We start from the raw sequence: 20161 nt of genomic DNA, 5'->3' as shown, positions 1-20161 counted from the left end.
AATTGCACGCAGATGTGATAAAATATCTCTCGGCTGCAAAGGGCTTGTGCGATACAAGTCGTGCAGGCCAGCGATATGCGTAGATGCGGGAGGTTGTCATCCGGCAATAGTCGTGATGGGTTATTTCCGCGGAGTATGTCCGATCTTAGAACCGGGCGAAAAAATTACTGACAGCGATGGAATACGTTCCCCGGCAGGAAAGTTACTCTCCTGCGAAACGGCGGAACCAATGTTCGGATTTGATTTGCTATAGATGTTTCCGGGAGAACTGCCAAGCGGTTCACCGGTTTTTCTAGTGCCAAGTCGAGGAACACCCGGAACTGTGTAGAGCAATTTATCGGCTCGCCTAGGGCAAAATCAATTTTTTCAGGAGGCGTAAGCAATGGCAGTCAAAGAGAAAATCAGAATCCGTCTGCAGAGCTATGATGCTCAGCTGATCGATGCCGCAGCAGAGAAGATCGTGGAGACCGCAAAGCACACTGGTGCCCGCGTGTCCGGCCCCATCCCCCTGCCCACCGACCGTGAGATCGTCACCGTTCTGCGCGCTACCCACAAGTACAAGGATAGCCGCGAGCAGTTCGAGAGCCGCACTCATAAGCGTCTGATCGACATTCTGAAGCCGTCCAACAAGACGGTTGAGGCTCTGATGAGCCTCCAGCTCCCCGCTGGCGTGGACATCGAGATCAAACTGTAACATCTGATCCATCGATGCCCTCGTTTCCCGAGGGGTCATGTTGGCGGTGACGTGCGCCGCCAACCAATAACCTTTACAGGAGGAAAAGAAAATGGTTAAAGGCATTATCGGCAAGAAAGTCGGTATGACTCAGCTGTTCGACGAGAACGGCAAGGTCGTTCCCGTGACCGTCATCGAGGCTGGTCCCTGCACTGTCGTGCAGAAGAAGACCGTCGAGAGCGATGGCTACCAGGCTGTTCAGCTGGGCTTCGGCGAGGTTTCCGCCAAGAAGGTCAACAAGGCAGCTGCAGGCCACTTCAAGAAGGCAAACGTTGCCCCCAAGAAGACCCTGCGTGAGTTCCGTCTGGAGGATGTCTCCGCAATGAACGTTGGCGACGTGCTGAAGGCTGATGTCTTCGCAGCAGGCGACAAGGTTGATGTTGTGGGCGTCTCCAAGGGCAAAGGCTACCAGGGCGTTATCAAGCGCTACGGTCAGCACCGTCTGCGCGAGAGCCACGGCACCGGCCCCGTTGCACGGCATGCCGGTTCTAACGGCTCCACTTCTACCCCGTCTCGCGTGTTCCCCGGCAAGCGCCTGCCCGGCCACATGGGCTTTGTGCGCGTCACCGTGCAGAACCTGACCGTTGTCAAGGTTGACACCGAGAACAATCTGATCGCTGTCAAGGGTGCGGTCCCCGGTACCAAGGGCACCATCGTCACCCTGGCTAACAGCGTGAAGGCGTAAGGAGGAAAGCTACAATGGCAAAGTTTAATGTAGTCGATATGAACGGTCAGCATGTTAGCGAGATCGAGCTTTCCGACGCCGTGTTCGGTATCACCCCGAACGAGAAGGCTGTCCACATTGCTGTGGTGAACTTCCTGGCCAACCAGCGTCAGGGCACCCAGAACACCAAGATCCGCATGGAAGTTTCCGGCGGCGGCAAGAAGCCCTGGCGTCAGAAGGGCACCGGCCACGCTCGTCAGGGTTCCATCCGTGCACCGCAGTGGACTCACGGCGGCGTTGCTCTGGGCCCCAAGCCCCGCAGCTACAACTACCACATCAACAACAAGGTCAAGCGCCTGGCTCTGCTGAGCGTTCTGTCCGACAAGGCTGCCAACGGCAACATGGTGGTTGTTGATAAGTTTGCTTGCGACGAGTACAAGACCAAGACCGTGGTTGCAATGCTGAACGCTGTTGGCGCCGGCAAGAAGAACCTGCTGGTCAATGAGACTGTCGATGCAAAGTTCGTCAAGAGCGCTGGCAACATTGCCGGTGTGAAGACCACCTTTGCTGGCAGCGTGAACACCTACGATGTGCTGAACGCCGACAAGCTGATCATCAGCGTTGACGCAGCTAAGAAGCTCGAGGAGGTGCTTGGCTAATGAAAACCGCACATGATATCATCCTGAAGCCGGTCATTACCGAGAACTCCATGGCTGGCATCGCCGACAAGAAGTACACCTTCAAGGTCGCTACCGACGCTACCAAGGTCGAGATCGCTCAGGCTGTCGAGACCCTGTTCCCCGGCGCTAAGGTCGCAAAGGTCAACACCATTTCCGTGCGTGGCCGCTTCCGCCGCCAGGGCATGCATGCTGGTTACACTGCCGCTTCCAAGAAGGCAATCGTGACCCTGACCAAGGACTCCAAGGAAATCGAGTTCTTCAACAGCATGGTCTAAGCTGAACCCGCCGAGGGTTCCTCTATGGGGATATGACCCCGATAATAATTCATAAGATAACAAAGGAGAATAGCACAATGGCTATCAAAAAGTATGGCCCCACTACCCCGGGCCGCCGCGGCATGACCGTCACGGACTACAGCGTCCTGTCCAAGGTCGCTCCCGAGCGCAGCCTGCTGGAGCCTATGAAGAAGCACAGCGGCCGCAATAACACCGGCCGCATCACCGTCCGCCACCAGGGCGGCGGCAACCGCACCAAGTATCGTGTCATCGACTTCAAGCGTCAGAAGACCGATATGCCCGCTACCGTCAAGACCCTGGAGTACGATCCGAACCGCAGCGCGTTCATCGCTCTGGTCGAGTACACCGATGGCGTCAAGAGCTACATCATTGCTCCCGATGGCCTGAAGGTCGGCGACGTGGTTCTGAGCAGCAAGACTGCCGACATCAAGCCCGGCAACTGCCTGCCCTTTGAGAACATCCCCGTCGGTACCATCATCCACAACATCGAGCTGTATCCCGGCCGCGGCGCTCAGCTGGTTCGTTCCGCTGGCAACATGGCTCAGCTGATGGCAAAGGAGAATGGTTACGCTCTGGTTCGTCTGCCCTCCGGCGAGATGCGCAACGTGCCCTTGAACTGCACCGCAGTCGTCGGCCAGGTTTCCAACATCGACCACGAGAACGTCAACCTGGGCAAGGCTGGCCGTAAGCGCCACATGGGCGTCCGTCCCGGCAGCCGTGGTACCGTTATGAACCCCTGCGACCACCCCCACGGCGGTGGCGAGGGCCGCGCACCTGTTGGCCACTCCGGTCCTATGACTCCCTGGGGCAAGCCCGCTCTGGGTCTCAAGACTCGCAAGCATCATAAGCGCTCCGATAAGCTGATCGTGAAGCGTGCAGGTAAGTAAGAGAGGAGTTTAAGACAATGGGTAGAAGCATTAAAAAAGGACCTTTCGTCCAGGCTGCTCTTATGAAGCACGTTGAAGCGATGAACGCTTCCGGCAAGAAGCAGGTCATCAAGACCTGGAGCCGTGCCTCCACGATCTTCCCCGAATTCGTTGGTCACACCTTTGCCGTCCACGACGGCCGCAAGCATGTGCCTGTGTATGTGACTGAGGACATGGTTGGCCACAAGCTGGGTGAGTTCGTTCCCACCCGTACCTTTAAGGGCCACACCGGTAATTCTAAGTAATAGAGGGAGGAACACAACATGGAAGCTCGGGCAATTCTTCGTTATGCCCGCATTAGTCCCCGTAAGGTGTCTATCGTTATGGACCTGATCCGTAACAAGCCCCTGGACGAAGCGCTGGCAATCCTGCAGTACACCCCGAAGGCAGCTTGTGAGCCCCTTCTGAAGCTGGTGAAGTCTGCAGCCGCAAATGCGGAAAACAACTTCAATATGGACAAGAACAACCTCTACGTCGCCGAGTGCTACGTCTGCCCCGGCCCGACGCTGAAGCGCATGATGCCTCGTGCACAGGGCCGCGGCTACCGCATCCTGAAGCGCACCAGCCACATGACCGTTGTTCTGAAAGAGAAAGAGTAAGGAGGGAAAACAATGGGCCAGAAAGTAAATCCGCACGGCATTCGTGTCGGCGTTATTAAAGACTGGGACAGCCGCTGGTTTGCCTCCAAGAAGGATTTCAGCGATAACCTCGTCGAGGATCACAAGATCCGCACTGAGCTGAAAGCTCAGCTGAAGGACGCTGGCGTCCCCAAGATCGAGATCGAGCGCACTGTGGATCCTTCCACTTCCGCTCCCCGCGTGACCGTCAACATCTACTGCGCAAAGCCCGGTATGGTGATCGGTAAGGGCGGCGAAGAGCGCGTTGCTCTGCAGAACAAGCTGACCAAAGAGTATGGCAAGACCGTGATCGTCAACGTCATCGAGGTCAAGAGCGCTGCTACCAACGCTCAGCTGGTTGCTGAGGATATCGCTCGTCAGCTGGAGAACCGCGTCACTTTCCGCCGCGCTATGAAGCAGTGCATGCGCAATGCTATGAGCCCCCGCGATCGTGCAACCGTTCCCGCTAAGGGCATCAAGGCAATGTGCTCCGGCCGTCTGGGCGGCGCTGATATCGCTCGTACTGAGAGCTATCATGAGGGCACCATCCCCCTGCAGACCCTGCGTGCTGACATTGACTACGGCTTTGCAGAGGCTGCTACCACCTACGGCCGCATCGGCGTTAAGGTGTGGGTCTACAAGGGCGAGGTCCTCAAGAGCGCTAAGACCGCTCAGAAGAAGGAAGGAGGCAACAAGTAATGTTACTGCCTAAGCGTGTTAAGTACCGCCGCGTCCAGCGCGGCCGCATGACCGGCAAGGCTACCCGCGGCAACGTGGTGTGCCAGGGCCAGTACGGCCTTGTTGCCCTGGAGCCGGCATGGATCTCTTCCACCCAGATCGAGGCTGCTCGTGTTGCCATGACTCGTTACATCAAGCGTGGCGGCAAGGTGTGGATCAAGATCTTCCCCGATAAGCCTGTTACTGAGAAGCCCGCTGAGACCCGAATGGGTTCCGGTAAAGGCTCTCCCGAGTACTGGGTTGCAGTCGTGAAGCCCGGCCGCGTTCTGTTCGAGCTGGCAGATGTCGATGAGGCAACTGCTCGTGAGGCACTGCGCCTGGCTATGCACAAGCTGCCCATCAAGTGCAAATTTGCAGTCCGTGAGGACTCCGTGAAGGAGGATGGCACCAATGAAGGCTAATGAACTCCGCGAAATGCAGACCGCAGAGCTGACCAGCAAGCTGGCAGACCTGAAGGCCGAGCTGTTTAACCTGCGTTTCCAGCATGCCATCAACCAGCTGGAGAACCCCGGCCGCATCGAAGCAGTCAAGAAGGACATCGCACGCGTGATGACCGTTCTGGCTGAGAAGCAGTAAGGAGGTTAAACGATGGAAGAACGTAATCTGAGAAAGACCCGCGTCGGCGTCGTCGTGTCCGACAAGATGGATAAGACCATCGTGGTTGCCGTTAAGGATAGCGTGCAGCACCCCCTGTACAAGAAGATCCTGAAGCGTACCGCCAAGTTCAAGGCTCGTGATGAGAAGAACGAGTGCGGCATCGGTGACCGTGTTGAGATCATGGAGTGCCGCCCCCTGAGCAAGGATGTGCGCTGGCGCCTGGTCCGTATCGTTGAGAAGGCAAAGTAATCTTTGCCCGCTGCTTTGAACAGTTTGAAAGGAGATATCTGAAATGGTTCAGATGCAAACTTATCTCAAAGTTGCCGACAACACCGGTGCCAAGGAGCTGATGTGCTTCCGCGTGCTGGGCGGCACCCGCAAGAGATACGCAAACATTGGTGACGTCGTGGTCTGCTCTGTCAAGAAAGCAGCCCCCGGCGGCTCCGTTAAGAAGGGCGACGTCGTCAAGGCTGTCATCGTGCGCAGCAAGCATGGCGTCCGCCGTGACGACGGTTCCTACATCCGTTTCGATGAGAACGCCGCCGTTATCGTTATGGCCGACAAGAGCCCCAAGGGTACCCGTATCTTTGGACCCGTTGCTCGCGAGCTGCGCGATGCCGGCTACACCAAGATCCTGAGCCTGGCTCCGGAATCGCTGTAAGGAGGTTTTAAAAATGAATAATCTTCATGTTAAAACCGGCGACAACGTTATGATCATCAGCGGCAAGGACAAGGGCCACACTGGTAAGGTCCTGCAGGTCAGCCCCTCTGAGAACAAGGTCATCGTTGAGGGCCAGAACATGGTTACCAAGCACGTCAAGCCCCGCCGTCAGGGCGAGCAGGGCGGCATCGTCAAGGCTGAGGGTGCGATGTACGCATCCAAGGTCATGCCCATCTGCCCCAAGTGCGGCAAGGCTGTGCGCGTGGGCCACGTCGAGAAAGACGGCAAGATGGTCCGCGTCTGCAAGAAGTGCGGCGCTGAGCTGTAAGAAAGGAGTAAGGAACAATGGCTCGTTTGAAAGAACAGTATGTCAATGAAATTGCTCCTGCTCTGAACAAGAAGTTCGGTTACAAGAGCGTTATGCAGATCCCCAAGCTGGACAAGGTCGTCATCAACGTTGCCTGCGGCGAAGCCAAGGACAACGAGAAGATCCTGGAAGCTGTCATGAAGGATCTGGGCCAGATCACTGGCCAGAAGGCAGTCGTCTGCCGTGCCAAGAAGAGCGTTGCTAACTTTAAGCTGCGCCAGGGCACTCCCATCGGCTGCAAGGTCACCCTGCGCGGTGAGCGTATGTATGAGTTCGTCGATCGCTTCTTCAACGTGGCTCTGCCCCGTGTCCGCGACTTCCGCGGCATCAACGGCAATGGCTTCGATGGCCGTGGCAACTTTGCCTGCGGCATCAAGGAGCAGATCATCTTCCCTGAGATCGACTTCGATAAGGTCGATGCAGTCCGCGGCATGGATGTCTGCTTTGTCACCACTGCCAAGACTGACGAAGAGGGCAAGGAGCTGCTGAAAGCTCTGGGCGCTCCGTTTGCAGAGAACAACTAAGGGAGGAGATTTGTACAATGGCTAAACTGTCTATGAAGCTGAAGCAGTCTCGTCCTGCTAAGTTCTCTACCCGCGCATACACCCGCTGCCGCATCTGCGGCCGCCCCCACTCCGTGCTGCGCAAGTACGGCGTGTGCCGTGTGTGCTTCCGTGAGCTGGCCTACAAGGGCGAGATCCCGGGCGTCAAGAAGGCTTCCTGGTAATTAAACCAGAGGCTGGATAAACTGTCGGATATCCGCCCCGGGCAAACGTGTTTCGGGGCGGTATCATTATAAAACAAATGAGAGCTAATCTAAGGAGGTTAGTGGCAAATGCAGATTACTGATCCTATCGCGGACCTGCTGACTCGCATCCGCAACGCTAGCACTGCCAAACACCCTTCTGTGGAGATCCCCGCTTCCAACATGAAGAAGGCTATCTGCCAGATTCTGGTTGACGAGGGCTACATCAAGGGCATGCAGGTGAAGAACGACACCGTCCAGGGCACCATCGTTGTCACCCTGAAGTACCAGGCAAACGGCGAGCCCGTTATCGCTGGTCTGCGCCGCGTGTCCAAGCCCGGCCTGCGCATCTACACCAACTGCGAGGATATGCCGAAGGTCATGAAGGGCCTGGGCACCGCAATCATTTCCACCTCTAAGGGCATCATGACCGATAAGGCTGCTCGTGCTGCGCACGTTGGCGGCGAGGTCCTGGCCTTTGTGTGGTAAGAAAGGGGTAAAAGACAATGTCGAGAATTGGAAGAAAACCCATCGTCATTCCTGCCGGCGTTACTGTCACTGTCGATGAGGCAGCACATACCGTCGCCGTCAAGGGCCCCAAGGGCAGCCTGAATTCCAACTATCATCCCCTGATGACCGTTAAGGTCGAGGGCAATGAGGTTTTGGTTACCCGCCCCAATGACGAACCCCAGGCCCGCAGCCTGCACGGCCTGACCCGTACCAACATCGCGAACATGGTCAACGGTGTTGTGAACGGTTACGAGAAGAAGCTGGAGATCGTGGGTGTTGGCCTGCGCTGCCAGAAGCAGGGCTCCAACCTGGTTATGAACCTGGGCTTCTCCCACCAGGTGAACATCCCCGATACCGAGGATTGCACCATTGTGTGGCAGGATCCCAACCACTTCACTGTTACCGGTATTGACAAGCAGAAGGTTGGCCAGTACGCCGCCGAGATCCGCGCCAAGAAGCCGCCTGAGCCGTACAAGGGCAAGGGCATCCGCTACGAGGGCGAGGTTGTCAAGCACAAAGAAGGCAAGGCCGGCAAGGGCAAGAAATAAGGTAAGGAGTGAAAGACAATGGTTAAGCAGATCGACAAGAACGAAGCTCGTCTTCGTCGTCATCGCCGCGTTCGTAACAAGATCAGCGGCACCGCAGCACGTCCTCGCCTGGATGTTTTCCGCTCCGCCAAGCACATTTACGCTCAGATCATCGATGATGAGCAGGGCGTGACTCTGGTGTCGGCTTCCACTATGGACAAGGACTTCAACGGTTTCGGCGGCAACGTCGAGGCCGCTGCTGAGATCGGCAAGAAGATCGCAGCAAAGGCTCTGGAAAAGGGCATCACCGAGGTCGTGTTCGACCGTGGCGGTTACGTTTATCATGGCCGTGTTAAGGCCCTGGCTGAGGGCGCCCGTGAGGGCGGCCTGAAGCTGTAATGAGAGGAGGAAACACATTATGGCTATGAGAAACCGTGAAGACGACGGCATGATCACCAAGGTTGTCTCCATCAACCGCGTTTCCAAGACGGTCAAGGGCGGCCGCATCATGAAGTTTGCCGCTCTGGTCGTTGTGGGCGACGGCAAGGGCAACATCGGCTACGGCATCGGCAAGTCCGGCGAAGTGCCTGAGGCAATCCGCAAGGGTGAGGCTGCTGCCAAGAAGAATATGCACAAGGTTGCCATGAAGGGCACCACCATCCCCCACGAGATCGTCGGCAAGTACGGCGCAGGCGCTGTTCTGCTCAAGCCGGCTGCTCCCGGTACCGGCATGATCGCCGGCGGCCCGGTGCGTGCCGTCATTGAGGCTGCTGGCATCAAGGACATCCGTGCGAAGTCTATGCGTTCCAACAACCCCATCAACGTTGTTTCTGCTACCTTCGCAGGTCTGTGCGGCCTGGTCAGCGCGGAGTCCGTCGCTGAGAAGCGCGGCAAGACCGTGAAAGAAATTCTGGGTTAAGGAGGTAACAAACCATGGCAGATAAGATGCTCAAGATCGAGCTGAAGAAGAGCCTGATCGGCCGCGGCGACAAGCAGATCGCTACCGCTGAGGCCCTGGGCCTGAAGAAGCCGGGCGACGTTACCGTTCAGCCTGACAATGCCGCTACGCAGGGCAAGATCAAGAAGATCGGCTTCCTGCTCAGCGTCACCGAAGCCTAATAGCAGGGGGTATACGCATAATGAAACTTCATGAACTGCACGCGATTCCCGGCGCAAACAAGGCTGTGACCCGTAAGGGCCGCGGCATTGGCTCCGGCAATGGCAAGACTGCCGGTTTCGGCAGCAAGGGCCAGAAGGCCCGTTCCGGCGTGAAGCACGCTGGTTTCGAGGGCGGCCAGATGCCTCTGGCACGCCGCCTGCCGAAGGTTGGCTTTAACAACATCTTTGCTACCCAGTACGCCATTGTTAACGTGGCGGACCTGGAGGCAGCTTTCGAGGCTGGCGCTGTCGTTGACACCGAGGCTCTGAAGGCAAAGGGTCTGGTCAAGAAGACCCTGGACGGCGTTAAGGTCCTGGGCAACGGCGAGCTGACCAAGGCTCTGACCGTGAAAGCCGCAGCCTATTCCGCTTCTGCCAAAGAGAAAATCGAGAAGGCAGGCGGAAAGGCTGAGGTGATGTAAGGTGTTCCAGACATTCCGTAACGCATGGAAGATCCCCGAGCTTAAAAATCGTCTCCTGTTCACGCTGGCGATCCTCGTGGTGTATCGTCTGGGCAGTGCGATTCCGGTGCCGTTTATCACGAGCTCTGCACTGACGCAGATGTTCTCCAACGGCAACATGCTCGCTTATCTGGATATGATGAGCGGCGGTGCGCTGTCCCGGTGCACGCTCTTCGCGTTAGGTGTGACACCCTATATCAACGCCTCCATCATTGTGCAGCTGCTGACCGTTGCAATCCCCTCGCTGGAGAACCTGGCAAAGGAACCCGACGGACAGACCAAGCTGCAGCAGATCACCCGGTACGCCGGCGGCATCATCGGTCTGGTGATGAGCATTGGCTACTATTTCGTGATCCGCAATATGGGCGCACTGAAGTATACGAGCGGCACGGCCGGTATCTTTACCGCCGTGGTCATCATTGCAACGTTCACCGCGGGTGCTCAGCTGATCACCTGGTGCGGCGAGCAGATCGATGACAAGGGCATTGGCAATGGCCTGTCCCTCCTGATCTTCTCTTCGATCGTTTCCAACTGGTCTTCCCTGTACACGACGGTTGCCGGTCTGCTGACCCGCGCCGCCGCTGGTGAGACCCAGTTCTACATTCTGCTGCCCCTGCTGGTCGTTCTGGCACTGGTCGTGATCGTGTTCATTGTCATTATGACGAACGCTGAGCGCCGTATCACCATCCAGTACGCCAAGCGCGTGGTGGGCCGCAAGCAGATGGGCGGGCAGAACAGCTACCTGCCGCTGAAGCTGAACATGAGCGGTGTCATGCCGATCATCTTCGCTTCCGCTCTGGTCTCGATCCCGGGCACGATCGGCAGCTTTTTGCAGATCGACCAGGCAGCGCATCCGTTCTGGTATGCATTTTTCCATACCTTTAACTACACGTCGCTGCTGTACGTCGTCATCTACCTGCTGCTGATCCTGGCCTTTAACTACTTCTATGTGGCCATCCAGTACAACCCCGTTGAGATCGCCAACAATCTGCGCCGCAACAACGGCTCGATCCCCGGCTTCCGTCCCGGCAAGCCGACCAGCGATTTCATCACCCGCACCCTGAACAAGATCACCCTCCTGGGCGCGATCTTCCTGGCTGCGGTGGCTGTACTGCCGATCATTCTGGGCAACCTGACCGGTATGAGCATCCAGCTGGGCGGTACCAGCCTGCTGATCGTGGTTGGTGTGGCGCTTGACACCACCCGCAGCCTCGACAGCTTTATGACGATGCGCAACCACAAGGGCTTCCTGGGCTGATCCCAAACAATTAAAGCACTGATGTGAGAAAGCACTGGAAAGGAGAGTACGCTCGGACTTTTCAGTGCTTTTTTGCTTTGGTGAACCGTTAGTTGGCTCAAACAACATATCCTTGAACCAAGGAAAGGAGAAATCCTATGAATCTGATTCTGTTGGGCGCTCCCGGCGCCGGTAAGGGCACGCAGGCCGAGATCCTCTGCGCAAAGCTGAACATCCCCTCCATCAGCACGGGCAATATCCTCCGCGCTGCTGTCAAGGATGGCACCGAGATGGGCCTGAAAGCCAAGAGTTTTATGGACGCCGGTGCTCTGGTGCCCGATGAAGTCATCATCGGCATCCTGAAAGAGCGTCTGGCTCAGCCGGACTGCGCAAACGGTTTTATCCTGGACGGTGTGCCCCGCACCATCGCACAGGCAGAGGCCATTGAGAAAATGGGCATCCAGATCGACAAGGCTGTGGAGCTGTCCGTGGCCGATGAAGTCATCGTGGAGCGCATGGGCGGCCGCCGCGTCTGCGAGAAGTGCGGCGCAAGCTACCACATCATCAACAAGAAGAGCAAAGTGGAGGGCGTGTGCGACTGTTGCGGCGGCAAGCTGGTCACCCGTAAGGATGACGAGCCCGCCACCGTGCTCGACCGTCTGAAAGCCTATCACGAGCAGACCGAGCCGCTGGTGGCATTCTACAAGGAGCGCAACAAGCTGGCGGTCATCCCGTTCAGCCCGTCCATCGAGGCCACCACGGCAGAAGTGATGAAGGCTTTGGAGGCATAAAAGTGATTCAGATCAAGAATGCGAAAGAACTGGACGGAATGCGCCGGGCCAACGCCCTGAGCGCGGCTGCCCTGAAATATGGCGGAGAGCACATCGAGGCTGGTATGACCACCTGGGAACTGGATAAGATCATCTATGATTTTATCATCAAGCACGGCGGCAAGCCCAACTTCAAGGGCTTGTACGGCTTCCCTGGCACGGCCTGCATCAGCCTGAACGATACCATTATTCATGGTATCCCGTCTCACGACCAGGTCATTCGCCCGGGCGACATCGTCAGCATTGACACCGGCGCCAAGATCGACGGCTTCAACGGCGACAATGCCTGCACCTATGCGGTGGGCAAGGTCGATCTCGAAGCACAGCGCCTGATGGATGTGACCAAGGCGTCTCTTTATAAGGGCATCGAGCAGGCCATCGCGGGCAACCGCATTGGCGACATCGGCCAGGCTGTCCAGACCTACTGCGAGGACGCCGGTTTCTCGGTGGTGCGGGAGTTCGTGGGCCACGGCACCGGCCGTGAGCTGCACGAGGACCCCGAAGTGCCCAACTATGGCCACGCAGGCCGCGGCCCGCGTCTGGTGCCGGGCATGACCATTGCCATTGAGCCCATGATCTGCCAGTATGACTGCAAGATCAAGCAGCTGAGCGATGGCTGGACGGTCAAGACCAAGGACGGCGGCCTGGCTGCCCACTTTGAGCACTCCATCGCCATCCTGAAAGACCACACCGAGATCATGACCCGTTTCTGGGATGATCCGGATTTCGACCCGGAGAAGTTCTCCTTGAAATAAGCTTTGCAGGCAGCAAACGAGTCTGACTTTGTGCAAATCTGCTAAGTTTTTGTGAAAAAATTTGTTTTACGCGGTGCAAGCGCGCAAAACGGAACCGGAATTTCCGCCTCCGAAACGAGGCGGAAATTTTTATCGGAAATACGGAAAAAAGTACTTGCAAAATGGCGGCGAAAGGTGTATAATCTATAAATGGCCGTGACAGCCAGATGCTTTCTCGGTGGACAGGGATTTTCTGCCCACTTTGCGGATTTTGTGCCGCAGGAGAAGAAGTATGTGGCTTTCATCGCCGCCTGTCCGTCCCTACACGACAAACTGAGCAGATCCAAATGAGGAGGCAAATAGCTTGTCTAAAGAAGACGTCATCGAAATCGAAGGCATCGTGCGTGAAGCCATGCCCAACGCCATCTTCAAGGTGGAAATGTTGAGCGAGGATAAGAACACCGGGAAGCTCACACCCAGTGGGCACGTCCTCTTAGCGCACATCTCCGGCAAGCTCCGGACCAATTTCATCCGAATCCTGCCCGGGGACAAGGTCACCGTCGAAATGTCGCCCTATGATCTTTCAAAGGGCCGCATCACCTGGCGCTCCAAATAAGCACCAGGGTATCAACCAAAAGGAGGTTCAACATCATGAAGGTCAAGCCTTCCGTGAAACCCATCTGCGAAAAGTGCAAGGTCATCCGCCGCAAAGGCCGCGTGATGGTCATTTGCCAGAACCCCAAGCATAAGCAGCGCCAGGGCTAATTCGGGCGCCTGGGGGTCAAGTGCGTAGAGTCCCGGCGCAGACCCCGACACGGACATGGGATGATTTTTGGAGGAAACTACTATGGCACGTATTGCCGGCGTTGACCTGCCCCGCGAGAAGCGCGTTCAGGTGGGTCTCACCTACGTTTACGGTATCGGTCAGACCACTGCGAACAAGATCCTGGAAGCAACTGGCATCAACCCCGATACCCGCGTCAAGGACCTGACTCTGGAAGAAGAGGCTAAGATCCGTGACTACATCGATCAGGCTAACATCATCGTTGAGGGCGACCTGCGCCGCAACGTTGCTCTGGACATCAAGCGCCTGGTTGAGATCCAGTCTTTCCGTGGCACTCGCCATCGCAAGAATCTGCCCTGCCGCGGCCAGCGCACCAAGACCAATGCACGTACCTGCAAGGGCCCGAAGCGCACTGTCGCTAACAAGAAGAAGTAAGGAGGATTTGAGAAATGGCAAGTGCAAATAACGCCAAAAAGGGCGCAAATGTCCGCATGAAGCGGAAAGAGCGCAAGAACATTGCTGCTGGTCAGGCTCATATCCAGTCTACCTTCAACAATACTGTTGTTACCATCACCGACCTGCAGGGTAATGCAGTGTCCTGGTGCTCCTCTGGCTCCCTGAACTTCCGTGGCAGCCGCAAGAGCACCCCGTTTGCAGCCCAGTCTGCTGCTGAGACCGCAGCTAAGGTTGCTATCGAGCATGGCATGAAGACTGTTGAAGTCTACGTCAAGGGCCCCGGCGCTGGCCGTGAGTCCGCTATCCGCGCGCTGCAGGCTACCGGCCTGGAAGTCACCCTGATCAAGGACGTGACTCCTATCCCCCACAACGGCTGCCGTCCCCCGAAGCGCCGTCGTGTCTGATCGAAGGAGGAAATTGAATTATGGCAAAGAATACGCAGCCTATCGCAAAGCGTTGCAAGGCCCTGGGCATTTCTCCTGCGGTCATGGGCTATGCAAAGAAGAATACTACCCGCAACTCCAATGGCAACATGCGCAAGAAGCAGTCTGAGTACGCATCTCAGCTGAAAGAGAAGCAGAAGGTCAAGTTCATCTACGGCGTTCTGGAGAAGCAGTTCCACAATGCTTACCAGCGCGCTGAGGCTCGCCCCGGCAAGACCGGTGAGAACCTGCTCCAGATCATGGAGTGCCGCCTGGACAACGTCGTGTTCCGCCTGGGCTTTGCTCAGACCCGCCGCGACGCTCGCCAGCTGGTGAGCCACGCTCACTTCACCGTCAATGGCAAGAAGGTCAATATCCCCTCTTACCAGGTCAAGGCCGGTGACGTGATCGAAGTGCGTGAGTCCAGCCGCTCCTCTGCAAAGTTTGCAAAGCTGACTGGCCCCGAGGCTCCCGTTGTGGCTCTGCCCTCTTGGCTGAACCGCGAGACCGGCTCCCTGAAGGGCGTCGTCACCAAGCTCCCCGAGCGCAGCGACATCGACTACGAAGTTGCAGAGCACCTCATCGTCGAGCTGTACTCCAAGTAATCCATTAAGAAGGCTGGGCCTCCTTTGTGGAGGACTATCTTTCGCATTCTTTTCTTTGAAAGAATTTAATAATGGGCCGATGAGTACATCGGTTTGACAAGGAGGGCATAGATATGATGGAGATTGAACGTCCCAAAATCGAAACGGCAAGCCTGTCTCCGGACGGCCGCTATGGCAAGTTCGTGGCAGAACCTCTGGAGCGTGGCTTTGGCATCACACTGGGCAACAGCCTGCGTCGTGTGCTTCTTTCCTCTCTGCCCGGTGTCGCCGTGACCAGCGTCAAGATCGACGGCGTTGTTCACGAGTTCTCCACCATTGAGGGCGTCAAGGAAGACGTTACCGAAATTGTCCTGAACCTGAAAGGTATTGCTGCAAAGCTGTACACCGATGGTCCGAAGACAGTGCGTGTTGAGGCAGTGGGCCCCTGTGAGGTCACCGCCGACAACATCAAGCAGGGCGACGATATTGAGATCCTGAACCCTGAATGGCACATTGCGACCCTGGGCGAGGGCGGCAAGCTCGTCATGGAGCTCACTTTCGACAAAGGCCGCGGCTATGTGCCGGCTGAGCGCAACAAACAGGCCATCGTCGAGAAGAACGATATCAACACTCTTCCCGTCGATAGCATTTACACCCCCGTGCTCAAGGTGAATTACAACGTTGAGAGCACCCGTGTTGGCCAGGCGATCGATTACGACAAGCTGACCATTGAGGTTTGGACCGATGGCACGATCAACGCGCAGGAGGCCGTTTCTCTGGCTGCCCGCGTGCTGACCGAGCACCTGAACCTGTTTGTCAACCTGTCCGATGAGGCCGCTGGCACCGAAATCATGGTGGAGAAGACCAACGACGACAAGGAAAAGGCTCTGGAGATGACCATTGAAGAGCTGGATCTGAGCGTCCGTTCGTTCAACTGCCTGAAGCGTGCCGGTATCAACACGGTGGAGGATCTGGTCAGCAAGAGCGAGGACGAGATGATGAAAGTCCGTAACCTCGGCCGCAAGAGCCTCGAGGAAGTCATGGCAAAGCTGGACTCCCTGGGCTTTAAGCTGAACACAGATGATGAGTAACTAAAATAATTAAGGAGTGAAACGGGATGCCCGGTACCAGAAAGCTCGGTAGAACCAGCGACAGCCGCAACGCTATGATGCGCGCTATGGTTACCTACCTGTTAGAGAATGGCAAGATTGAGACCACTGTCACTCGCGCTAAGGACGTTCGTTCCATGGCCGAGAAGATGATCACCCTGGGTAAGGCCAGCGACCTGCACACCAAGCGTCAGGTCTACGCCTACATCACCAAGGAAGATGTTGCAAAGAAGCTGTTTGATGAGATCAGCCCCAAGTACGCTGACCGCAACGGCGGCTACACCCGCATCATCAAGATCGGCGCTCGCCGCGGCGACGCAGCTGAGATGGCAGTTCTGGAGCTCGTCTGATCGACTCTGACTGTTTAAACAGTGTACAAAACGCTCTCTCCCAGTTGGGAGGGGGCGTTTTTTGTGTCTCAACGGCAGCAAAGGGAGGGGGCTGTTCCCGGAAAGTTCACGGAATGGCTCTTGGATTTACCCCCGCCGCGTGCTATACTGAATACTGTATGATTCGGGAAATTTTCCACGGAGGGAGGAGAGGACTGTTGAAAAAGCTGGGCCGACTGCTGGCGGTCTGTGCACTGCTGGGCCTGCTGCTGACGGGCTGCAACATGCCGCTGGAGGAAAACCGGCAGGTGGAAGACCTGCTCCGCGCGCCGCAGCTGGCGGGCGATTACGGCGCCCTGCAGTCTGCGCTGAACGACTGGCTGGGGGAGAGCGCACAGCTCAAGTACCCGCTGCAGGGCGAGCTGCTCTCTCCGTTCGTTTTGCAGGATCTTGATGGCGACGGGGTGCAGGATGCCGCCGTGTTTTACACCACAGCCCAGAGCACCAATGTCTGCATCGCAATTTTGCAGAAAGATGCCGAGGGCAACTGGGAAGTGCGGCAGAATCTGGAGGGCCTGGCGGACACGGTAGATACCGTCCGGCTGGCGCGGTTACAGGCAGGAGGTTCCACCCAGCTGGTGGTGGGCTATGTGGCCTCCCGGGGGGACAACTATCTGGCGGTTTACTCCTATGAGGATGGGGAACTCTCCGCCATCCTCGAACAATCCTATGAGCAGTACCTCGTGGAAGATATCACGGGCGGAGGCAATCAGGACCTGATTCTGATGTCCACGCTGGAAGATGGCGGGGTGCAGATCGAGCTGCTGACCGTGGACCGGGATGGTTCGTTCCAGCAGGTGGCGGTCATGGGCCTCTCGGCGGATAAATTCTCCGGCTGTGCTTCGGTGGCGGCCGGCGTCGGAGCGGATGGAAAGCGTTATCTGGTGCTGGACGGCTGGACCGGTATTTCCGGCAACAATCTGGCCACGGTCCTCCTCCACTTTGATGAGGAGAGCCAGCAGATGATCCCCGCTGACCAGATCAGTACGCAGGAGCTGTACAACGAATCCCTGCGCAACGTGTCCACTCTGGTGAGCCGGGATCTGGATGGCGACGGCACGGTGGAGATTCCCACCCAGCCGGATGAGGCGGGCCTGCTGAATATGAGCCAGAGCCGCCGGATGGATTTTATCGTCTGGATGGACTACACCAGCCCGGACCCCAAAAAGAGTTTTGGTCTGCTGGACGAGGAGACCAACTGCTATATCGAGCTGCCCATGGAATGGGAGGGCAACCTGATGCTGACCGACAGCACCGAGGTAGAGGGAGCCGTAGAGCTGCGCACCGTGGACGAGAACAAGCTGGTGTTGACGGTGCGGCTGGCTTCCAACAGCGCCGATGCGGCGGGCTGGACCCGGCTGGGCATGGTGGCGTCCCGCCAGATGCAGGCCAAATTTGGCCCCGATGTGACCATTGCGGACGAGACCTATCGGTTGTCCCGCTCGCTGTATCGCTTGAACTAGCCCTCCCGGCCAAAGCCTGATCGGTTCTGCCCGCTCTCCCTCCGGGAGAGCCCTTGGCAAAAGGGGCAGCATTGCGCGGAACGAAAAAGGCGGAATCAAACGGAAACTTGTCAACAAAACGGAGGATATGATGGTAAAAGTACTTGTTGTAGAGGACGAAGCCAGCATCCGCGAGATGATCGCGCTGAACCTGCGGCTGGCCGGAATGGAAGCAGTAGAGGCCGACAGCGCCGAAGCGGCACTTCCTCTGCTGGAACAGCGGCCCGGCTGCGACGCGGCCATCCTGGACGTGATGCTGCCGGGGATGAATGGCTTCTCGCTCTGCGAGACCATCCGCCGCACCGATCAGAAGATCGGCATTATCATTCTGAGCGCCAAGGGGCAGGAGCAGGATAAGATCCGCGGCCTGTCCATCGGTGCTGATGACTATATGACTAAACCGTTCAGCGTCAGTGAGCTGCTGGCCCGGGTGGAGGCGCTCTGCCGCCGTGTGGGCCGCTCGGCTGGGAACGATGCCGGGGAGAATGCCCTGTCCTCGCTCGTCAGCGGCAGCTTTGTGCTGGACGAGAACCGCCGTGTGCTGCTCAAGGCAGGCAAGCCCATTGAGCTGACTCAGGTGGAGTTCCAGATCATGGAGCTGTTCTTCCGCAACCCCGGCGTGGCGCTGGTGCGGGAACGCATCCTGAAAGGCGTCTGGGGAGAAAACTACTTCGGCGATGTGAAGATCGTGGATGTGAACATCCGCCGCCTCCGGATGAAAGTGGAGGACGAGCCCAGCCACCCCACCCATATCCTGACGGTGTGGGGCTATGGCTACCGGTGGGAGGAGTAAACCTCTCAGTCAAAGCCTGACGGCTTTGCCAGCTGCTCCCCTTTCGGCACTTGCGTGCCACCTCCCCCGGCCGGGGGAGTCTTTCCTGTCAGGGGAGCCCTTGGCAGGTCGGGAAACGGATACGAAACCAAAAAAGTTTTTTAAAACGTAAAATGCCGGGCCCTGCAATCAAGGGTGGCAAACTGGAAAGGAGGAAAATGCCAATGCGAAGCGGGATCACCCGCCGGTGGCTGCGGGGCAACCTGCTGCTGACGGTGCTGCTGCTGGTGCTGGTGGAGGGAATGTTCCTCTACAGCTACACCCGCAGCTACTACAACGGCGTGCAGCAGACTATGGTGCGGCGGTTTTCTTCCATCACGGGACAGCTCAAGATGTATACGGGCGACACGGCCCAGAAAGCTTCCGCCAGCCGCAGTGTGGCTCTCCGCCGGATGGTGGAGCAGTTTTCCGATAAGGACAAATACGAGTTTATGCTGCTGGACAGCTACGGCGGCGTCATTGCGTCCTCCAGCGGCACGGACGCTGACGGCATCGTGACCCAGAGCGATTTTGAGCAGGCACAGGATGCTGTGGACGGCATGGGGGTGGCCCTCTACAAGACCCAGAGCGGGGAACAGGTCATGTCCGTCTGCTATCTGGTGCCCTACGCGGCGGAGGACGTGGCGGCCATGCGGCTGGTGACCAGTATGACGCTGGTGACACGGCAGCTCAAGAATGCCATTGCCGTCAGTGCGGTCATCGTGCTGGCGATCCTGGTGTTTACGGTGATGTCGGGCCTGTACTTTGTGCGGAGCATCGTGGTGCCGCTGGGCCAGGTGGAACGGACGGCCGCCTCCATCGCCCGGGGGGAGCTGGATGTCCGCCTGCCCGTGACCGGCGACCAGCGGGACGAGGTGGACCGGCTGCGCGGTACCATCAACCAGATGGCCGAGGGGCTGGAAGAGACCGAGAAGATGAAAAACGAGTTCATCAGCTCGGTCTCCCATGAGCTGCGCACGCCGCTCACCTCGATCCGGGGCTGGGTGGAGACCCTGCGCGCCCTGAATGACCCTGCTGACGAGAATTACCGCAAGGGCTTGGAGATCATCAACAACGAGACGGTCCGCCTGTACAACATGGTGGAGGAGCTGCTGGATTTCAGCCGTCTGCAGAACGGCCGCATCCAGATGAACAACCACCCGCTGGATCTGGTGGCCGAGCTGACCGATGCCGTCCTCTTCTGCGAGGCACGCATCCGGCAGGAGGGGATGATCCTCTCCTATACCGAACCGGAGGAAATGATCCCGGTCTATGCCGACCCGGACCGCCTGCGGCAGGTCTTTATCAACATATTGGACAACGCCATCAAGTATTCGGCCCCCGGCGGACGGATCACCGTCAAGCTCTGGAAAGGCCAGTACAAGGCGTTTATTGAGATCATTGACCAGGGCCGTGGCATCCCGCCGGAAGACCTGGAAAATGTCAAGACCAAGTTTTACAAGGGCAGCAACTCGGTACGGGGCAGCGGCATTGGGCTGGCGCTGGTGGATTCCATCATGACGGCGCTGGACGGCACGCTGGACATCAAGAGCACCCTGGGCCGCGGCACCGTGGTCACACTGGGGCTGCCGCTCTATCAAAAATAAATCTTACAGGAGAACT

At 57.5% G+C, this 20161-nt stretch carries 34 protein-coding genes; all 34 read left to right on the top strand.

Translation table 11 applies throughout. From position 1 onward, the window contains the following. Positions 1–382 precede the first annotated feature (382 nt). A complete protein-coding gene (gene rpsJ, locus C4N22_RS06150; protein ID WP_005934923.1) occupies positions 383–694 on the top strand; it encodes a 30S ribosomal protein S10 in 312 nt (103 codons plus the stop codon). A gap of 91 nt (positions 695–785) precedes the next feature. Beyond that, positions 786–1418 carry a 50S ribosomal protein L3 gene (rplC, locus tag C4N22_RS06145; protein ID WP_097793123.1) on the top strand — a complete coding sequence of 211 codons (633 nt, stop codon included), beginning with the start codon at positions 786–788 and terminating at the stop codon, positions 1416–1418. Between the two features lie 14 nt (positions 1419–1432). Further along, entirely contained in the window at positions 1433–2056 is a 624-nt protein-coding gene (gene rplD, locus C4N22_RS06140) for a 50S ribosomal protein L4 (RefSeq protein ID WP_005938033.1), read from the top strand. After that, complete coding sequence (rplW, locus tag C4N22_RS06135) at positions 2056–2352, top strand: 50S ribosomal protein L23 (protein WP_005934919.1); 297 nt, start codon at positions 2056–2058, stop codon at positions 2350–2352. The genes rplD and rplW overlap by 1 nt, the downstream gene beginning before the upstream one ends. A gap of 77 nt (positions 2353–2429) precedes the next feature. Next, positions 2430–3260 carry a 50S ribosomal protein L2 gene (rplB, locus tag C4N22_RS06130; RefSeq protein WP_112115468.1) on the top strand — a complete coding sequence of 277 codons (831 nt, stop codon included), beginning with the start codon at positions 2430–2432 and terminating at the stop codon, positions 3258–3260. A gap of 17 nt (positions 3261–3277) precedes the next feature. After that, entirely contained in the window at positions 3278–3544 is a 267-nt protein-coding gene (gene rpsS / locus C4N22_RS06125; RefSeq protein WP_005921883.1) for a 30S ribosomal protein S19, read from the top strand. Between the two features lie 18 nt (positions 3545–3562). Continuing rightward, positions 3563–3898 carry a 50S ribosomal protein L22 gene (gene rplV / locus C4N22_RS06120; protein WP_005921882.1) on the top strand — a complete coding sequence of 112 codons (336 nt, stop codon included), beginning with the start codon at positions 3563–3565 and terminating at the stop codon, positions 3896–3898. Between the two features lie 12 nt (positions 3899–3910). Continuing rightward, positions 3911–4615 (top strand): 30S ribosomal protein S3, encoded by a 705-nt coding sequence (rpsC, locus tag C4N22_RS06115; protein WP_005938023.1) that lies wholly within the window; start codon positions 3911–3913, stop codon positions 4613–4615. Continuing rightward, entirely contained in the window at positions 4615–5055 is a 441-nt protein-coding gene (gene rplP / locus C4N22_RS06110; protein ID WP_005934913.1) for a 50S ribosomal protein L16, read from the top strand. The genes rpsC and rplP overlap by 1 nt, the downstream gene beginning before the upstream one ends. Beyond that, positions 5045–5230: a 50S ribosomal protein L29 gene (gene rpmC / locus C4N22_RS06105; RefSeq protein WP_005921879.1), complete on the top strand. Its 186-nt coding sequence runs from the start codon at positions 5045–5047 to the stop codon at positions 5228–5230. The genes rplP and rpmC overlap by 11 nt, the downstream gene beginning before the upstream one ends. A gap of 12 nt (positions 5231–5242) precedes the next feature. Next, positions 5243–5500: a 30S ribosomal protein S17 gene (gene rpsQ / locus C4N22_RS06100; RefSeq protein ID WP_055190687.1), complete on the top strand. Its 258-nt coding sequence runs from the start codon at positions 5243–5245 to the stop codon at positions 5498–5500. A gap of 43 nt (positions 5501–5543) precedes the next feature. After that, a complete protein-coding gene (gene rplN, locus C4N22_RS06095; RefSeq protein WP_005938014.1) occupies positions 5544–5912 on the top strand; it encodes a 50S ribosomal protein L14 in 369 nt (122 codons plus the stop codon). A 13-nt stretch (positions 5913–5925) separates the two neighbouring features. Next, positions 5926–6240, top strand: coding sequence for a 50S ribosomal protein L24 (gene rplX, locus C4N22_RS06090; RefSeq protein ID WP_005934911.1), 315 nt, complete (start codon positions 5926–5928; stop codon positions 6238–6240). A 17-nt stretch (positions 6241–6257) separates the two neighbouring features. After that, positions 6258–6803 carry a 50S ribosomal protein L5 gene (rplE, locus tag C4N22_RS06085; RefSeq protein ID WP_112115467.1) on the top strand — a complete coding sequence of 182 codons (546 nt, stop codon included), beginning with the start codon at positions 6258–6260 and terminating at the stop codon, positions 6801–6803. A gap of 17 nt (positions 6804–6820) precedes the next feature. Then, complete coding sequence (locus tag C4N22_RS06080; protein ID WP_005921866.1) at positions 6821–7006, top strand: type Z 30S ribosomal protein S14; 186 nt, start codon at positions 6821–6823, stop codon at positions 7004–7006. Between the two features lie 108 nt (positions 7007–7114). Continuing rightward, positions 7115–7513: a 30S ribosomal protein S8 gene (rpsH, locus tag C4N22_RS06075; protein ID WP_005934908.1), complete on the top strand. Its 399-nt coding sequence runs from the start codon at positions 7115–7117 to the stop codon at positions 7511–7513. A 17-nt stretch (positions 7514–7530) separates the two neighbouring features. Continuing rightward, positions 7531–8082 carry a 50S ribosomal protein L6 gene (rplF, locus tag C4N22_RS06070; protein ID WP_112115466.1) on the top strand — a complete coding sequence of 184 codons (552 nt, stop codon included), beginning with the start codon at positions 7531–7533 and terminating at the stop codon, positions 8080–8082. An 18-nt stretch (positions 8083–8100) separates the two neighbouring features. Continuing rightward, complete coding sequence (rplR, locus tag C4N22_RS06065; RefSeq protein ID WP_112115465.1) at positions 8101–8460, top strand: 50S ribosomal protein L18; 360 nt, start codon at positions 8101–8103, stop codon at positions 8458–8460. Between the two features lie 19 nt (positions 8461–8479). After that, the gene (gene rpsE / locus C4N22_RS06060; RefSeq protein WP_112115464.1) at positions 8480–8980 is read left to right on the top strand and encodes a 30S ribosomal protein S5; all 501 of its coding nucleotides are present in this window, start codon (positions 8480–8482) and stop codon (positions 8978–8980) included. Positions 8981–8994: 14 nt separating this feature from the next. Next, positions 8995–9180: a 50S ribosomal protein L30 gene (rpmD, locus tag C4N22_RS06055; protein ID WP_112115463.1), complete on the top strand. Its 186-nt coding sequence runs from the start codon at positions 8995–8997 to the stop codon at positions 9178–9180. A 20-nt stretch (positions 9181–9200) separates the two neighbouring features. Continuing rightward, on the top strand, positions 9201–9641 hold the full coding sequence (gene rplO, locus C4N22_RS06050; RefSeq protein ID WP_055190698.1) for a 50S ribosomal protein L15: 441 nt from the start codon (positions 9201–9203) through the stop codon (positions 9639–9641). Position 9642: 1 nt separating this feature from the next. After that, the gene (gene secY / locus C4N22_RS06045; protein ID WP_112148350.1) at positions 9643–10938 is read left to right on the top strand and encodes a preprotein translocase subunit SecY; all 1296 of its coding nucleotides are present in this window, start codon (positions 9643–9645) and stop codon (positions 10936–10938) included. Positions 10939–11075: 137 nt separating this feature from the next. Then, the gene (locus C4N22_RS06040; protein WP_022256984.1) at positions 11076–11708 is read left to right on the top strand and encodes an adenylate kinase; all 633 of its coding nucleotides are present in this window, start codon (positions 11076–11078) and stop codon (positions 11706–11708) included. A 2-nt stretch (positions 11709–11710) separates the two neighbouring features. Beyond that, positions 11711–12502: a type I methionyl aminopeptidase gene (gene map / locus C4N22_RS06035; RefSeq protein ID WP_022256985.1), complete on the top strand. Its 792-nt coding sequence runs from the start codon at positions 11711–11713 to the stop codon at positions 12500–12502. Between the two features lie 343 nt (positions 12503–12845). After that, positions 12846–13097: a translation initiation factor IF-1 gene (infA, locus tag C4N22_RS06030; protein ID WP_112115459.1), complete on the top strand. Its 252-nt coding sequence runs from the start codon at positions 12846–12848 to the stop codon at positions 13095–13097. Between the two features lie 35 nt (positions 13098–13132). Beyond that, positions 13133–13246 carry a 50S ribosomal protein L36 gene (rpmJ, locus tag C4N22_RS06025; RefSeq protein WP_005921832.1) on the top strand — a complete coding sequence of 38 codons (114 nt, stop codon included), beginning with the start codon at positions 13133–13135 and terminating at the stop codon, positions 13244–13246. Positions 13247–13328: 82 nt separating this feature from the next. Beyond that, positions 13329–13700 carry a 30S ribosomal protein S13 gene (gene rpsM / locus C4N22_RS06020; RefSeq protein WP_005937976.1) on the top strand — a complete coding sequence of 124 codons (372 nt, stop codon included), beginning with the start codon at positions 13329–13331 and terminating at the stop codon, positions 13698–13700. Positions 13701–13714: 14 nt separating this feature from the next. Then, positions 13715–14125, top strand: a complete 411-nt coding sequence (gene rpsK / locus C4N22_RS06015) for a 30S ribosomal protein S11 (protein ID WP_005934894.1) — start codon at positions 13715–13717, stop codon at positions 14123–14125. Between the two features lie 20 nt (positions 14126–14145). Next, positions 14146–14748, top strand: a complete 603-nt coding sequence (rpsD, locus tag C4N22_RS06010; RefSeq protein WP_112115458.1) for a 30S ribosomal protein S4 — start codon at positions 14146–14148, stop codon at positions 14746–14748. A 113-nt stretch (positions 14749–14861) separates the two neighbouring features. Further along, positions 14862–15818, top strand: a complete 957-nt coding sequence (locus C4N22_RS06005) for a DNA-directed RNA polymerase subunit alpha (RefSeq protein WP_112115457.1) — start codon at positions 14862–14864, stop codon at positions 15816–15818. A 26-nt stretch (positions 15819–15844) separates the two neighbouring features. After that, positions 15845–16186: a 50S ribosomal protein L17 gene (rplQ, locus tag C4N22_RS06000; RefSeq protein ID WP_005934891.1), complete on the top strand. Its 342-nt coding sequence runs from the start codon at positions 15845–15847 to the stop codon at positions 16184–16186. 197 nt (positions 16187–16383) lie between these two features. Beyond that, a complete protein-coding gene (locus C4N22_RS05995) occupies positions 16384–17688 on the top strand; it encodes a hypothetical protein (protein WP_242980969.1) in 1305 nt (434 codons plus the stop codon). Positions 17689–17818: 130 nt separating this feature from the next. Beyond that, a complete protein-coding gene (locus C4N22_RS05990) occupies positions 17819–18520 on the top strand; it encodes a response regulator transcription factor (protein WP_112148349.1) in 702 nt (233 codons plus the stop codon). 203 nt (positions 18521–18723) lie between these two features. Beyond that, positions 18724–20145, top strand: a complete 1422-nt coding sequence (locus tag C4N22_RS05985) for a sensor histidine kinase (RefSeq protein ID WP_112115455.1) — start codon at positions 18724–18726, stop codon at positions 20143–20145. The last annotated feature ends 16 nt before the right edge of the window (positions 20146–20161 follow it).

This window comes from Faecalibacterium prausnitzii, assembly GCF_003287495.1.
In the GTDB taxonomy this organism is placed as follows: domain Bacteria; phylum Bacillota; class Clostridia; order Oscillospirales; family Ruminococcaceae; genus Faecalibacterium; species Faecalibacterium prausnitzii_I.
Note: the sequence above shows the minus strand (reverse complement) of the source record. Positions and strands in the feature narration are given on the sequence as shown.

Bases quoted from the DNA above. Each gene is read 5' to 3' on its own strand.
- rplE (WP_112115467.1), top strand. From the start codon at position 6,258: ATGGCTCGTTTGAAAGAACAGTATGTCAATGAAATTGCTCCTGCTCTG.
- rpsD (WP_112115458.1), top strand. From the start codon at position 14,146: ATGGCAAAGAATACGCAGCCTATCGCAAAGCGTTGCAAGGCCCTGGGC.
- rpsC (WP_005938023.1), top strand. From the start codon at position 3,911: ATGGGCCAGAAAGTAAATCCGCACGGCATTCGTGTCGGCGTTATTAAA.
- rpmJ (WP_005921832.1), top strand. From the start codon at position 13,133: ATGAAGGTCAAGCCTTCCGTGAAACCCATCTGCGAAAAGTGCAAGGTC.
- rplO (WP_055190698.1), top strand. From the start codon at position 9,201: ATGAAACTTCATGAACTGCACGCGATTCCCGGCGCAAACAAGGCTGTG.
- rplX (WP_005934911.1), top strand. From the start codon at position 5,926: ATGAATAATCTTCATGTTAAAACCGGCGACAACGTTATGATCATCAGC.
- rplD (WP_005938033.1), top strand. From the start codon at position 1,433: ATGGCAAAGTTTAATGTAGTCGATATGAACGGTCAGCATGTTAGCGAG.
- C4N22_RS06080 (WP_005921866.1), top strand. From the start codon at position 6,821: ATGGCTAAACTGTCTATGAAGCTGAAGCAGTCTCGTCCTGCTAAGTTC.
- rplB (WP_112115468.1), top strand. From the start codon at position 2,430: ATGGCTATCAAAAAGTATGGCCCCACTACCCCGGGCCGCCGCGGCATG.
- C4N22_RS05990 (WP_112148349.1), top strand. From the start codon at position 17,819: ATGGTAAAAGTACTTGTTGTAGAGGACGAAGCCAGCATCCGCGAGATG.
- C4N22_RS05985 (WP_112115455.1), top strand. From the start codon at position 18,724: ATGCGAAGCGGGATCACCCGCCGGTGGCTGCGGGGCAACCTGCTGCTG.
- rplR (WP_112115465.1), top strand. From the start codon at position 8,101: ATGGTTAAGCAGATCGACAAGAACGAAGCTCGTCTTCGTCGTCATCGC.
- rpsH (WP_005934908.1), top strand. From the start codon at position 7,115: ATGCAGATTACTGATCCTATCGCGGACCTGCTGACTCGCATCCGCAAC.
- rpsQ (WP_055190687.1), top strand. From the start codon at position 5,243: ATGGAAGAACGTAATCTGAGAAAGACCCGCGTCGGCGTCGTCGTGTCC.
- rplQ (WP_005934891.1), top strand. From the start codon at position 15,845: ATGCCCGGTACCAGAAAGCTCGGTAGAACCAGCGACAGCCGCAACGCT.
- rpsK (WP_005934894.1), top strand. From the start codon at position 13,715: ATGGCAAGTGCAAATAACGCCAAAAAGGGCGCAAATGTCCGCATGAAG.
- rplF (WP_112115466.1), top strand. From the start codon at position 7,531: ATGTCGAGAATTGGAAGAAAACCCATCGTCATTCCTGCCGGCGTTACT.
- rplV (WP_005921882.1), top strand. From the start codon at position 3,563: ATGGAAGCTCGGGCAATTCTTCGTTATGCCCGCATTAGTCCCCGTAAG.
- rplW (WP_005934919.1), top strand. From the start codon at position 2,056: ATGAAAACCGCACATGATATCATCCTGAAGCCGGTCATTACCGAGAAC.
- rpsJ (WP_005934923.1), top strand. From the start codon at position 383: ATGGCAGTCAAAGAGAAAATCAGAATCCGTCTGCAGAGCTATGATGCT.
- rpsM (WP_005937976.1), top strand. From the start codon at position 13,329: ATGGCACGTATTGCCGGCGTTGACCTGCCCCGCGAGAAGCGCGTTCAG.
- rplP (WP_005934913.1), top strand. From the start codon at position 4,615: ATGTTACTGCCTAAGCGTGTTAAGTACCGCCGCGTCCAGCGCGGCCGC.
- rpmD (WP_112115463.1), top strand. From the start codon at position 8,995: ATGGCAGATAAGATGCTCAAGATCGAGCTGAAGAAGAGCCTGATCGGC.
- rpsS (WP_005921883.1), top strand. From the start codon at position 3,278: ATGGGTAGAAGCATTAAAAAAGGACCTTTCGTCCAGGCTGCTCTTATG.
- rpmC (WP_005921879.1), top strand. From the start codon at position 5,045: ATGAAGGCTAATGAACTCCGCGAAATGCAGACCGCAGAGCTGACCAGC.
- C4N22_RS06005 (WP_112115457.1), top strand. From the start codon at position 14,862: ATGATGGAGATTGAACGTCCCAAAATCGAAACGGCAAGCCTGTCTCCG.
- rplC (WP_097793123.1), top strand. From the start codon at position 786: ATGGTTAAAGGCATTATCGGCAAGAAAGTCGGTATGACTCAGCTGTTC.
- C4N22_RS06040 (WP_022256984.1), top strand. From the start codon at position 11,076: ATGAATCTGATTCTGTTGGGCGCTCCCGGCGCCGGTAAGGGCACGCAG.
- rpsE (WP_112115464.1), top strand. From the start codon at position 8,480: ATGGCTATGAGAAACCGTGAAGACGACGGCATGATCACCAAGGTTGTC.
- rplN (WP_005938014.1), top strand. From the start codon at position 5,544: ATGGTTCAGATGCAAACTTATCTCAAAGTTGCCGACAACACCGGTGCC.